Source organism: Variovorax sp. FW305-3-2-15-B-LB1 (assembly GCF_058787635.1).
The window spans coordinates 1-12,592 of record NZ_JBYSZY010000008.1; the positions used below are offsets into that span (position 1 = coordinate 1).

Sequence of the window (12,592 nt, forward strand, 5' to 3'; positions counted from 1 at the left end):
CCCGAGCCCCCTCTGCCCCACGCCGCGCATGCGAATCCACGAACTGAAACGACGACTCCGCGAGGCCGGGGCCGGCCCCAGCCACGAGCAGCGCATTCTGCGGCTGTGGTCGCATGGGCTGCCGCGCAACAGCGGCAGGCGCCTGCCGGCCACCTTCTTCCCGTCGTCGCTGATGGAGGCCTTGCCGGCCATCGAGGCCGAGCTTGCGGGCCTGGCGCGCATCCACGCGGTTCATCCCGGTGCCGACGGCTCCGAGCGGCTGCTCGTCGCGCTGGCCGATGGCCAGACCGTCGAGAGCGTGCTGCTGCCGCGCGACGGCCTGTGCGTGTCGTCGCAGGTCGGCTGCGCCGTCGGGTGCCAGTTCTGCATGACGGGCCGCGACGGCCTGCTGCGCCAGGTCGAGAGCGCCGAGATCGTTGCGCAGGTCGCCCTCGCCCGCCTGCGCCGGCCGGTGCGCAAGGTGGTGTTCATGGGCATGGGCGAACCGGCGCACAACCTCGACAACGTGATCGAGGCGATCGAGCTGCTCGGCACGGTCGGCAACATCGGCCACAAGAACCTGGTGTTCTCCACCGTGGGCGATCCGCGCGTGTTCGAGCGACTGCTGCAGGCGCGCGTGCGGCCCGCGCTGGCGCTCTCGCTGCACACGACCAATGCCGAGCTGCGAAAGAAGCTCCTTCCGCGCGCGCCGAACCTGACACCCGAAGCCCTCATCGACGCGGGCGAGCGCTATGCCCGCGCCACCGGCTACCCCATCCAGTACCAGTGGACGCTGCTCGAAGGCGTGAACGACGGGCCCGAGGAAGTCGAGGGCATCGTGCGGCTGCTCTCGGGCAAGTACGGCGTGCTGAACATGATCCCGTTCAACACGGTGGACGGCGTGGCCTTCGGCCGCCCGTCGCGCGCGCGCTGCGAGCAGATGGCCCGCACACTGCACGAACGCGGCATCCTCACGAAGCTGCGCTACTCGGCCGGCCAGGACGTCGACGGCGGCTGCGGCCAGCTGCGGGCACGCGCGGCCGAGGTGCGGGTGACGGTGCCGATCCGCCGCGCCGACGACCGGCTCAGCTGAGCGAGGCCACCCAGTCCCACACCGCGCCAGGTGCCTCGACCATCACGTTGTGGCCGTGCGGACCCAGGTCGCGGGCGTCGGGGTCGAGGGAGCGGGTCTGTTCCATCGTTACCAGCGCATCGTGGCGGCCCTGACCGAGATGAACCGGGCAGCGCGCCAGGCCGACGAGTTCGGACAGCGGCGGCTTGCCCACGGCATTGGCGCGCGGGTCCATCGCGAGGCGCCAACCCTCGTCCTCTTGCGTCACGCCGCGCGCCACGACAGGCGCCGTCGCGTCGGCGATCGCGGCCAGGCCGGAGACCTTCAGGTAGCGGTCTTGCGCCTCTTCTTCCGTCGCGAAACGCTTGGCGGGCTGCGTCGCCAGGGTCTCCATGCGGCGGACCTCTTCATCGCTCCATGCGACCTTGATGCCCGCTGCGAACACCGCGTGCGGCGCGACGCCGAACCATCCCGTCGCGAGAGCCAGGCCGATCACCCCGCCCAGCGAATGGCCGAGCACCACGAGCCGGCCTTCGGGCTGCAGATGCGGCAGCACTGCACGCGCCACGGAGGCGGCGTGCTGGCCGATGACATAGGAAGCCTGCCGGTCCGACGCGCCGTGCCCGGGCAGGTCGAGCGCAAGCCAACGGCCGCGCCATCGCGCATCGGCCTGCGCGCACAGCGGCGACCACACCGCGCCTGTCGCGCCCATGCCGTGCAGCAGCACCAGCAGGTCCGGGCCTTCGCCGCCTTGTTCCGTGTACATGTCCGTTGTCTCCTGGCACTTTCGATGGCGCGAGAATACCCGGCGACGCCCCGGAAAGGGCCCGATCGGCACCCGCTGCCGCAAGACAGCGCGGGGCCTTGTCCGGCCCCGTTTGCGCGGAATGGCTGACGCGCCGTACCCTGTGGTCCGGGGCATGCTTGGCGTTGTTTTTCCCCGTCTCCCCGACGCTTCTCTTTTCCCTTTTCCTCCAAAGGCTTTCGCCGCCCCTCAAGAACCCATGCTTGATCGCCGATCCTTCCTCGCCGCCGGCAGTGCCGCCGCCGCACTCGCCGCCCTGGGACTGCCCGAAGAGGCGCTGGCCGCCAACGGCCTGCAACTGAGCCAGCCGGCGCCCTTCTCCTTCGATGCGCTCGTCGCACAGGCCAAGCGCCTCGCGACCCGCCCCTACACCGCCGCCGCGCCGCTGGCGCCGCAGGTGCTGGAGCGCATCGACTACGACGCGCACGGCAAGATCCGCTTCGACCCCGCCAACGCCCTCTTCCGCGACGGGCCCGGCGCGTTTCCCGTCACGTTCTTCCACCTCGGCCGCTTCTTCCAGACCCCGGTGCGCATGCACGTGCTGGAGACCGCCGGCGGCGACAGCTTTGCGCGCGAGGTGCTCTACAGCCCCACGTACTTCTCGATGCCCCCCGACAGCCCCGCGCGCGCGCTGCCCGAGGGCGCCGGGTTCGCAGGCTTCCGCCTGCAGGAAAGCCGCTTGGGCGATCAAAGCAAGCTCGACTGGCAGAAGAACGACTGGGTCGCCTTTCTTGGCGCCTCGTACTTCCGCGCCATCGGCGAGCTCTACCAATACGGCCTGTCGGCGCGCGGCATCGCGCTCGACGTCGCGGTGCCCGACAAGCCCGAGGAGTTTCCGAACTTCACGCGCTTCTATTTCGAGACACCCGCTGCGGGCAACACCACCTCGATGACCGTCTACGCGCTGCTCGAGGGGCCGAGCGTCACGGGCGTGTTCAAGTTCGTCATGCAGCGCGGCAAGGCCGTGATCATGGACATCGACGCGCGCGTGTTTCTGCGCCGCGACGTGTCGCGCCTGGGCCTGGTGCCGCTCACGTCGATGTACTGGTACTCGGAAACCATCAAGCCCACCGCCATCGACTGGCGCCCCGAGGTGCACGACTCCGACGGCCTCGCGATCTGGAACGGCGCGGGCGAGCGCATCTGGCGACCGCTCAACAACCCCACGCAGACCCGCGCCTCCGCCTTCGCCGACACCCGGCCGCGCGGCTTCGGCCTGCTGCAGCGCGACCGCAACTTCGACCACTACCAGGACGGCGTCAACTACGAGAAGCGCCCCAGCCTGTGGATCGAACCGCTGGGCGACTGGGGCGAAGGCTCGGTCCAGCTCATCGAGATCCCGACCGACGACGAGATCCACGACAACACCGTCGCCTTCTGGGTGCCCAAGGCCGATGCAAAAGCCGGCGCGAGCTACAGCCTGCAATACCGGCTGCACTGGACCGACCAGGAGCCCTTTCCGTCACCGCTCGCGCGCTGCGTCGCCACCCGCATCGGCCGCGGCGGCCAACCGGGCCAGCCGCGCCCGCAGGGCGTGCGCAAGTTCATGGTGGAGTTCATCGGGCAACCGCTCACCACGGTGCCCTTCGGCGTCAAGCCCGAACTGGTGCTCACCGCGCCGCGCGGCAAGTTCTCCTACGTCTTCGCCGAAGCCGTGCCGAATGGAGTACCGGGCCACTGGCGCGCGCAGTTCGACTTCACGCCCGAGGGCACGGAGCCAGTAGACATGCGGCTGTATCTGAAAAACGGGGACCAGACGTTGACGGAGACCTGGCTGTACCAGTACCAGCCGGGGTGAGCGAGAGCGGCTGCATCTTGCAGCCTCAGTTGATTCGTGCGTTGGTCAGTTCCATGTCTTCAAACTGACTGCCTGTGAAGTCAACCTGCTCGCCCTGCAGGTTGGTCGCACTCACCTGCGTGCCTCGGCATTCGAGCAACTTCAAACGCAACCACTGGCTCGCATCGAAATTGAGTGCGGTCCAGTTGCACCGGGTGAAGGTGCAGTCGCTGAGCGTGCTGGCTTTCAACTTTGAGGCGCTGAAAGTGCAGTCGACGAAGGTGCATCCGCTGATCGCGAGCCGTGCCATGTCGCATTGGCTGAAGGAGCAACCGCTGAACTGGCATGCGGTCCAGACGGCATCTTGAAAAGTGATCGATGTGAAGCTGCTGCCACTGAAGGCGCTGGACGAGAAGGTGATCAGGTTGAGGTCCAGGCCGGCGTAGGCCTTGCCATCGCTCTGGCCGGAAAGACCCGCCGGCGCACCGCCTGCGCCTTTTCGCCACTTGTCGTGGTCCTCGATGATTTGTTTGGCGCTCATGGTGCTCTCAACCTATCCGACCGCACATGACGAAACACACGAACGCCCAATAGAGCCCGCAAAGCACGACGAGGAGCGCAAGAACCACCCACAGGATGGTTCCAGCCACCGATCCTGGCTTTTTCTTTTCCTGCTTAGCCATGTTGGGCAACTCCCTGCGCATCGCGGCCGAGATCGGCAGCCTCGCTCGCGCCCGGGTTGAGTGCGTCGGGGCTCATGAGCAGCAGCTCGTACTCGAACAGGCGGTTGACGCCTTCGCGCCCATACAAACGAACCGGCTCGAGCGCCGGACGCCCCAGAAACACCGGAATGGCGGTGCTGTTGATGTCGAGCGTGCGCGTTGGCGCAGCACGGAGTGCGGACATGTGTTCCTCCCTGAAGCCGCTCCTGTGGATCAGGAGTCAGGCCGCGGATTGTGGGAGGCCCATGCGCACAAAAACGAGAGGAAAGAATCGGGCAACTATTGCGAAGCGAGCAGCGTGACGGACTGCACGCACCGCTCATTGCCCAGACCGGTCCTGACCGGCCCCGGCCGCTATCGCTTCGTGACCGACACCAGCTCGACTTCGAAATTCAGCGTCGCATTCGGCGGAATCAGGCCGTTGCCCGCACCGCGCGCACCGTAAGCAATCGACGCGGGGCAGGTCAGCTTGGCCTTGCCGCCCGGCTTCATCTTCTGCACGCCTTCGGTCCAGCACGGGATCACGCCGTTGAGCGGGAACTCGGTGGGTTCGCCGCGCTTGTACGAGCTGTCGAACTCCTTGCCGCTATCAGGGAAGGTGCCGCGGTAGTGCACCTTGACCACGTCGGTGGCGGCGGGCGATGCGCCGGTGCCTTCCTTGAGCGACTGGTAGATCAGGCCGCTGGGCGTGGTGACCGCCGCGGACTGCGCAAAGGCTGCGGGAATGGCAAAGACGGACACGAGCGCGGCACAGAAAAATGACTTCACGAAACACCTCGGTGGTTGAAAAGCTGCCGATTATGGACAGCCCCCGTGAAGCCGCATGTACGCCGATGTATCCGATGGAACGGCCCTTGCTTTGGGAGGGGTGCACTGTCACCATCCGCCCAGAGAGGAAGCCCCCATGCGCGCCAACGACGCTCCGCCGGCCCCGGTCGCCGGCACCGGTCATCTCAAGAAAGTCCTCGGTCCCGTCCAGTTGTGGGGCATCGCGGTCGGCCTCGTCATCTCAGGTGAGTACTTTGGTTGGAGCTACGGCTGGAACACGGCCGGCACCCTCGGCTTCCTGGTCGCCACGGTGCTGGTGGCGACGATGTACACGACCTTCATTTTCAGCTTCACCGAGCTCTCGACCGCCATCCCGCACGCGGGCGGCCCCTTCGCCTATGCGCGGCGCGCCTTCGGGCCGCGCGGCGGTTTCGTGGCGGGCTTCGCGACGCTGATCGAATTCGTCTTCGCGCCGCCGGCCATCGCGCTGGCGATCGGCGCCTACCTCAACGTGCAGTTCCCGGGCATCAATCCGAAGTGGTTCGCGGTCGGGGCCTACGTGGTCTTCATCGGGCTGAACTGGATCGGCATCGGCATCGCGGCGGCGTTCGAGCTGTTCGTCACCGTGCTCGCGATCTTCGAACTGCTGGTGTTCATGGGCGTGGTCGCACCGGGCTGGTCGATGGCGAACTTCGTGGCCCACGGATGGGCCGGCGGCAACGTGCTGAACGGCGCGGCGGTGTCGGGCATCTTCGCCTCGATCCCGTTCGCGATCTGGTTCTTCCTGGCCATCGAGGGCGCGGCCATGGCGGCCGAAGAGGCGCGCGATCCGCACCGCACGATTCCGCTGGCCTACACCACCGGCATCGTCACGCTGGTGCTGCTGGCCTTCGGCGTGATGATCTTCGCGGGCGGCGTGGGCGACTGGCGCCAGCTCGCGAACATCAACGACCCGCTGCCGCAGGCCATGAAAGCGGTGGTGGGCGCCAACAGCGGCTGGCTGCACATGCTGGTGTGGATCGGCCTGTTCGGACTCATTGCCTCGTTCCACGGCATCCTCATGGGCTACTCGCGCCAGATCTTCGCGCTTGCCCGCGCCGGCTACCTGCCGAGCTACTTCGCCGGCCTGAGCCCGCGCTTCGACACGCCGCACCGCGCATTGCTGGCCGGGGGCGTGATCGGCATCGCCGCCATCTTCAGCGACGAGTGGGTGCAGTTCGGCGGACAGACGCTCACGGCCAACATCGTCACCATGGCCGTGTTGGGCGCGATCGTGATGTACCTGATCTCGATGGCCGCGCTGTTCAAGCTGCGGCGCACCGAGCCCGACCTGCTGCGCACCTACCGCGCGCCCTTCTACCCCGTGTTCCCGGCCGTCGCACTCGGCCTGGGCCTGGTGTGCCTGGGCGCGATGGTCTGGTTCAACCCGATGCTCACGGTGCTGTTCCTGGTGCTGATGGCGGCCGCCTACGGCTACTTCCTGCTCACCTCGGCGCAGCGCGATGCCGCCGCGCCGGACGCGATGCTGTCTTCCACGCCGTGATAAAAAAGATGCGCTACCGCACCACCATTGCCGGCCAGGGCTTCGCCTTCGACGATCTGCGGCAGGTGCTCGCCTGCGCCAGCCCCGCGCGCTCGGGCGACTACCTCGCGGGCCTCGGCGCGGCGACCGCGCAGCAGCGCATGGCGGCGCGCCACGTGCTGGCCGACACGCCGCTCAAGCAGTTCCTCACCGAGGCGCTGATTCCCTACGAGCAGGACAACATCACACGGCTCATCATCGACACGCACGACGTGCAGGCCTTCGCGCCGGTCGCGCACCTCACGGTCGGAGACTTCCGCAACTGGCTGCTGTCGGAACAGGCCACCACAGAGGCACTCGCCGCACTGGCACCGGGCCTCACGCCCGAGATGGTCGCGGCCGTGTCCAAGCTCATGCGCAACCAGGACCTGGTCGCGGTCGCGAAGAAGTGCCACGTCGTCACGCGCTTTCGCGACACCATCGGCCTGCCCGGCCACCTGGCCGTGCGCCTGCAGCCCAACCACCCCACCGACGACCTGCGCGGCGTGGCCGCGTCCACGCTCGACGGCCTGCTCTACGGCGCGGGCGACGCGGTGATCGGCATCAACCCCGTGTCCGACAGCCTGCCGGTGCTCGGGCGCCTGCTGCACATGCTGAACGAGGTGATCCAGCGCTTCGAGATTCCCACGCAGAGCTGCGTGCTCACGCACGTGACCAACACGCTGAAGCTCGCCGAGGCCGGCGCACCGGTGGACCTCGTGTTCCAGTCGATCGCCGGCACCGAGAAAGCGAACCTCTCGTTCGGCGTGACACCCGCTTTGCTCGACGAGGCCCACGCCGCGGCGCAATCGCTCGCGCGCGGCACCGTCGGCAACAACCTCATGTACTTCGAGACCGGCCAGGGCAGCGCGCTCTCGGCCAACGCCCATTTCGGCGTCGACCAGCAGACCTGCGAGGTGCGCGCCTATGCGCTGGCGCGGCGCTACCAGCCGCTGCTCATCAACACCGTGGTCGGTTTCATCGGCCCCGAGTACCTGTACGACGGCAAGCAGATCATCCGCGCCGGCCTCGAAGACCATTTCAGCGGCAAGCTGATGGGCCTGCCGATCGGCTGCGACATCTGCTACACCAACCACGCCGAAGCCGACCAGGACGACATGGACACGCTGCTCGTGCTGCTGGGCACGGCGGGCATCAACTTCATCATGGGCATCCCGGGCGCGGACGACGTGATGCTCAACTACCAGAGCACCTCGTTCCACGACGCCCTCTTCCTGCGCGAGACGCTGGGCCTGAAGCGCGCGCCCGAGTTCGAGGCCTGGCTGCAGCGCATGCAGATCACCGACACCGCCGGGCGGCTCGCACCGCCCACGGCCAACCGGCTGCTGAGCGACATGGGCGGGCTGTCCGCGCTGGCGCCATGAGCGAGTCACCGGTCACCCCCAACCCCTGGGCGCAATGGCGCACCGCCACGCCCGCGCGGCTCGCACTCGGCCGCGCCGGTGCCGGCATGCCCACCGACGAAACGCTGCGCTTCGGCTGGGCCCACGCGATGGCGCGCGACGCGATCCATGCAGCGCTCGATGTCGACGCACTCGATGTCGCACTGCGCGCGGACCAGTGGGACGTGAATCGCGTGCGCAGCCGCGCGCCCGACCGCACCACCTACCTGCGCCGCCCCGACCTCGGCCGCCAGCTCGACGCGGAAGATGCCGCGCACCTGCGCGACGATCGACCCGTGGGCGGCTGCGACCTCTGCCTGGTGATCGGCGACGGCCTCTCCTCACTCGCCGTCGCCCGCCACGCCGTGCCACTGCTCGCGGCGCTGCGTCCGCAATTGCCGCCCGGCACGCGCCTGTCGCCCGTCTTCATCGCCACGCAGGCGCGCGTGGCACTCGCCGACGAACTGGGTGAAGCGGTCGGCGCGGCGCTGTCGGTCATGCTGATCGGCGAGCGCCCGGGCCTGAGCTCTCCCGACAGCCTCGGCATCTACCTGACCCATTCGCCACGCCGCGGCCGGCACGACGCTGAACGCAACTGCATCTCGAACGTGCGGCCCGAGGGGCTGTCGTACGCGCAGGCCGCCTTCAAGCTCGCGTGGCTGGTGCGCGAGTCGCTGCGCCGGGGGTTGAGCGGGGTGGAGCTCAAGGACGAGAGCGACCTGGCGGTGCTGGCTGCAAGCCCGGACGCCGTTGCCTATGATCCCGGGACCGATCCCCAGGAGACAAGCAGATGAACGCCCCCCGCTACCCCCTCGCCGAACTGAAAGACCTGCCCGACGACATCCGCACCGCGATCCTTGCGGTGCAGGAAAAGGCCGGCTTCGTACCCAACGTGTTCCTCGGCCTTGCGCGCCGCCCCGCCGAGTGGCGGGCCTTCTTCGCGTACCACGACGCGCTGATGCTCAAGGAAGAAGGCTCGCTCACCAAGGGCGACCGCGAGATGATCGTCACCGCCACCAGCGCGGTCAATCAATGCCTGTACTGCGTGGTGGCGCACGGCGCGCTGCTGCGCATCTACGAGAAGAAACCGCTGGTGGCCGACCAGGTGGCGGTGAACTACCGCAAGGCCGACATCACGCAGCGCCAGCGCGCGATGCTCGACTTTGCGATGAAGGTCTGCGAACGCTCGCACGAGATCGACGACCGCGACTTCGGGCCGCTGCACGCGCACGGCTTCGACGACGAGGACATCTGGGACATCGCGGCCATCACCGCCTTCTTCGGCCTGAGCAACCGCCTGGCCAGCTTCAGCGGCATGCAGCCGAACCCGGAGTTCTTCCTGATGGGCCGGTTGCCGCGCGAAAAGAAGTAAGAAGCCGAAGCTGCGGGCGCGCTCAGGCCTTGCCGCGGCAGGAGGCCAGCGCGTCGAGCGCGGGCTTGTAGGTGGGCGTGGTCACGTCCATGAGGCCCAGCACCGTGTGATAGAGGTTGTCGTGCGTGAGCGGCGCGTCCAGGCCCGCCTCCATGCACGAACGCGAGAGCTTGCGGCGCTCGCTCATGCCGTCGCCGAACCACGTGACCATGGGCACGTGCTTTTGCGCATCGGGCGCGAAACTGTAGGGCACGCCGTGCAGGAACAGGCCGTACTCGCCCAGCGACTCGCCGTGGTCACTCATGTACAGCAGCGCCGTGTCGTACTGCTTCGATTGGGTCTGGAGCCAGTCGATGGTCTGGCCGAGGAAGTGGTCGGTCTGCGCAATCGAGTTGTCGTAGACGTTCATCAGCTCGGCATGCGCGCACTCGGCCAGCGCGTTGGTCTTGCACTCGGGCGTGAAGCGCTTCAGCTCGGGCGCCGAGCGCTTGTAGTAGGCCGGGCCGTGGCTGCCCATCTGGTGCATGACGAGCACGACGCCCTTGGCACGCCGCTCGGCGGGCAGCGCGGCGATGCGTTCATCGAGGCCCTTGAGCATCACGTTGTCGAGGCATTCCTCGCCGTCGCACAGGGCCTTCTTGGTGGCCGCGTCGAGCCCGTCGAAGGCCGAGGCGTTGGGGATGCGCGCGCACACGCCCTTGCAGCCGGCCTGGTTATCGAGCCAGAACACGGCCAGGCCCGAGGCCTGCAGCAAGTCCATGAGGTTCTCGTACTCGTCCTTGCGCGACTCGTAGCCGCTCTTGCCCAGGGGCGAGAACATGCAGGGCACCGAGGCCAGCGTGTTGGTGCCGCACGAGCGCACCTCGCGGTAGCTCAGCACATTGCGCTTGGCGAGCTCGGGCGTGGTGTCGCGGGCGTAGCCGTTCAGGCCGAAGTGGTCGGACCGCGCGGTCTCGCCCACCACCACGACGAACAGCGGCGGCCGCTTCTGCGCCGCATAGCTCGCGCCCAGCGCCGTGCCTGCAGTGATCGGGATCAGCTTGCTGCTGCGCTTGAACATCGGCTTGAGCACCACGGCGCCAGCCGAGTACAGGCTGGCGATCGGGTTCATCATGTAGCGCAGGTGCACGTTGTTGCGCATCAGCGGCGCGAGTTGCCGGTTCATGGCCACGGCCGTGACCACCGCCACGACGGCGGCCAGCACCAGCAGCAGCGCGTTGCGCCAGACGTGCGACAGCAGCCTCATCGGCACGATGCGCACGCGCCAGATCGCCCAGGCCGCGGGCAGCACGACCACGAGCACGTTGAAGGCCATGCGCCCGCTCAGCAGGTCGCGCGCTTCGTTGGGGTCGGTCTGGAACGCGTTGGCGATCATGCTCGGGTCCATCACCACGCGGTACTGGAGCATGTAATGCTGCGCCACCGCGGCGATCACGACCACGAGCAGCCACAACGGCTTCATCCAGCGCGACCAGGCCGTGAGCGACAGCATCGCGACGGTGCCGCAGAAGGTGAGCATGCCCAGCGCGGCGATGGTCGGCATGTAGGTGCTGGGCGCGCCGCCCAGGCGGGCCAGGTCGTTCAGCAGCGGCCAGTTGGCGGTGAGGCCGAGGTACAGGCTGAGCCAGACGATCACCTGCCGCGTCGAGCGGGGCTGCGAGATCCAGCGGTCGATGCGTTGCCAGAAAGTACCGGCGGCGCCCGCATCCGACAGCGGCGCGGGGCGGGATTCAGATCGGCTGGGAGCACGCGCCAGCAGCGCGGAGTCGAGACGCGAAACAGACATGCCGCCAATGTAGGCAGCGTGCCTGAAGAGAGCCTGAACAGTTCATTCAGAGCGCATTCAGGCTCGGCCGATGCGCGCGCGGCGCAGCAGACGCAGGCGTGGGCTGCGCGACACCGCACGGCCGGCGGGGCGGCTGATGCCGCGCTCCACCACGATCGAGACCAGCGCCGCCAGGATCGCGGCGGCCGTCACGTCGGTCGGGAAATGCAGGCCCAGGTACAGCCGGCTCCAGGCCACCACCACCGCCGCCACCAGGGCCAGTCGCATCGGCGTGCGCCACGGCAGGCACCACAGCGAGAAGGCGGCGGCAAACGTGCCGGCCGCATGCAGGCTGGGGAAGCCCGGGCGCGCACCCTGCGGCACCCACTGGATGCCCAGGCCGTAGAACGCGGGCCGCGGGAACGGCAGCACCGAGCGGAACACGTTCACCACCAGCCACACGACGAGCACGCTGACCAGTGCGGTGAAGAAGGCGTGGCGCCAGCGGCGATCGAAGGCCGCGGCGGCCGCGATGGACAGCGCCAGCAGGGTCGGCAGCACGTCGGACGCGAACATCGCGAAGCGCAGGCTCCACGCCGGCGCGGAGGCCGAGGCGTTGATCCAGCTGAACAGGGCGAAATCAAGGGCTTGCATGCAGGGGCGCGGTGCGCTCGATGGGAGGGGACGTGCGGCGGCGCGTCGCCACCAGCTCGATGAGGAAGCCGACCGTCCAGCAGACCCAGGCGGTCCACAGCGTGTGGCTCATGTAGTGCGCGCCGCGCATCTGCTGCGCCACGCCGAGCACGAAGCCGGCGACCAGCGCCACGCACAGCCACACGATGGCGCCACGCGGCGCCACATGCCGCAGCACGAAATACCCGCCGAGGTAGGCAAAGGCGGCCGAGGCATGGCCGGCCGGGAAACAGCCGCCCGGCCCGCCGTCGTCCTGGCCCCAGGCCCAATGCGACACATAGCGCGCCACGCCGCCGAACTCCTTCAGGTCCCAGGGGCAGCTGGTGTCGCTCAGGTGTTTGATCAGGCTCACGGCCAGCACCGAAGCCAGCACCGTCAGCGCCAGCTGCACGCGGGCGTCCATGCCCAGGCGCCGCAGCACGCCCACGGGCCAGCGGATGGCGGCGAACAGGCCGATCACCAGCAGCCAGCTGAGGTTTCTCGCGCCCTCGTGCATCACATGCACCAGGAAGGGGTTCTCGCGCCAGGGAAAGCCCATCGGCGTGCCGGCCAGGCGGGCCAGCGGCAGGTCGCCGCCAAGGGCGTCCCAGATCATCAGCAGGGCCAGGGCAAGCAAGGTCAGGGCTCCGAGACGGAGATGCGGGGTACGACGGGTCATGAAGAAAAACAGGCCTC

General features: G+C 68.3%; 13 protein-coding genes. 6 read left to right on the forward strand and 7 right to left on the reverse strand.

Annotated elements, in window-relative coordinates:
- Positions 1-28: 28 nt before the first annotated feature.
- Positions 29-1,072, forward strand: a complete 1,044-nt coding sequence (locus tag AC3WQR_RS07120) for an RNA methyltransferase (protein ID WP_492741662.1) — start codon at positions 29-31, stop codon at positions 1,070-1,072.
- Here AC3WQR_RS07120 and AC3WQR_RS07125 read toward each other — a convergent pair.
- On the reverse strand, positions 1,065-1,817 hold the full coding sequence (locus AC3WQR_RS07125; RefSeq protein ID WP_492741564.1) for an alpha/beta fold hydrolase: 753 nt from the start codon (positions 1,815-1,817) through the stop codon (positions 1,065-1,067). The two genes, AC3WQR_RS07120 and AC3WQR_RS07125, sit on opposite strands and share 8 nt — an antisense overlap.
- Positions 1,818-2,055: 238 nt before the next feature.
- Here AC3WQR_RS07125 and AC3WQR_RS07130 point away from each other — a divergent pair, with 238 nt between their 5' ends.
- The gene (locus tag AC3WQR_RS07130) at positions 2,056-3,654 is read left to right on the forward strand and encodes an OpgD/OpgG family glucan biosynthesis protein (protein ID WP_492741566.1); all 1,599 of its coding nucleotides are present in this window, start codon (positions 2,056-2,058) and stop codon (positions 3,652-3,654) included.
- Positions 3,655-3,679: 25 nt separating this feature from the next.
- On the opposite strand, the gene AC3WQR_RS07135 is transcribed toward AC3WQR_RS07130, so the two are convergent.
- The 3 genes from AC3WQR_RS07135 to AC3WQR_RS07145 form a co-directional block, all read right to left on the reverse strand.
- Entirely contained in the window at positions 3,680-4,174 is a 495-nt protein-coding gene (locus tag AC3WQR_RS07135) for a pentapeptide repeat-containing protein (RefSeq protein WP_492741567.1), read from the reverse strand.
- A 134-nt stretch (positions 4,175-4,308) separates the two neighbouring features.
- The gene (locus AC3WQR_RS07140; protein WP_492741568.1) at positions 4,309-4,539 is read right to left on the reverse strand and encodes a hypothetical protein; all 231 of its coding nucleotides are present in this window, start codon (positions 4,537-4,539) and stop codon (positions 4,309-4,311) included.
- A 170-nt stretch (positions 4,540-4,709) separates the two neighbouring features.
- Entirely contained in the window at positions 4,710-5,123 is a 414-nt protein-coding gene (locus AC3WQR_RS07145; protein ID WP_070059363.1) for an FKBP-type peptidyl-prolyl cis-trans isomerase, read from the reverse strand.
- Between the two features lie 136 nt (positions 5,124-5,259).
- Here AC3WQR_RS07145 and eat point away from each other — a divergent pair, with 136 nt between their 5' ends.
- Genes eat through AC3WQR_RS07165 form a run of 4 tightly spaced genes read left to right on the forward strand, consistent with a single transcriptional unit; the run spans position 5,260 to position 9,459 of the window.
- Positions 5,260-6,666, forward strand: a complete 1,407-nt coding sequence (gene eat, locus AC3WQR_RS07150; RefSeq protein WP_492741570.1) for an ethanolamine permease — start codon at positions 5,260-5,262, stop codon at positions 6,664-6,666.
- Between the two features lie 8 nt (positions 6,667-6,674).
- Positions 6,675-8,069, forward strand: a complete 1,395-nt coding sequence (locus AC3WQR_RS07155) for an ethanolamine ammonia-lyase subunit EutB (RefSeq protein ID WP_492741572.1) — start codon at positions 6,675-6,677, stop codon at positions 8,067-8,069.
- A complete protein-coding gene (eutC, locus tag AC3WQR_RS07160) occupies positions 8,066-8,881 on the forward strand; it encodes an ethanolamine ammonia-lyase subunit EutC (RefSeq protein WP_492741573.1) in 816 nt (271 codons plus the stop codon). The genes AC3WQR_RS07155 and eutC overlap by 4 nt, the downstream gene beginning before the upstream one ends.
- Positions 8,878-9,459 carry a peroxidase-related enzyme gene (locus AC3WQR_RS07165; protein WP_062474448.1) on the forward strand — a complete coding sequence of 194 codons (582 nt, stop codon included), beginning with the start codon at positions 8,878-8,880 and terminating at the stop codon, positions 9,457-9,459. Before eutC ends, AC3WQR_RS07165 begins: the two co-directional genes overlap by 4 nt.
- 22 nt (positions 9,460-9,481) lie before the next feature.
- On the opposite strand, the gene AC3WQR_RS07170 is transcribed toward AC3WQR_RS07165, so the two are convergent.
- Genes AC3WQR_RS07170 through AC3WQR_RS07180 form a run of 3 tightly spaced genes read right to left on the reverse strand, consistent with a single transcriptional unit; the run spans position 9,482 to position 12,575 of the window.
- Positions 9,482-11,245, reverse strand: coding sequence for a phosphoethanolamine transferase (locus AC3WQR_RS07170; RefSeq protein ID WP_492741574.1), 1,764 nt, complete (start codon positions 11,243-11,245; stop codon positions 9,482-9,484).
- 57 nt (positions 11,246-11,302) lie between these two features.
- A complete protein-coding gene (locus AC3WQR_RS07175; protein WP_070059370.1) occupies positions 11,303-11,878 on the reverse strand; it encodes a phosphatase PAP2 family protein in 576 nt (191 codons plus the stop codon).
- Positions 11,865-12,575 (reverse strand): phosphatase PAP2 family protein, encoded by a 711-nt coding sequence (locus AC3WQR_RS07180; RefSeq protein WP_492741575.1) that lies wholly within the window; start codon positions 12,573-12,575, stop codon positions 11,865-11,867. The genes AC3WQR_RS07175 and AC3WQR_RS07180 overlap by 14 nt, the downstream gene beginning before the upstream one ends.
- Positions 12,576-12,592 lie beyond the last annotated feature (17 nt).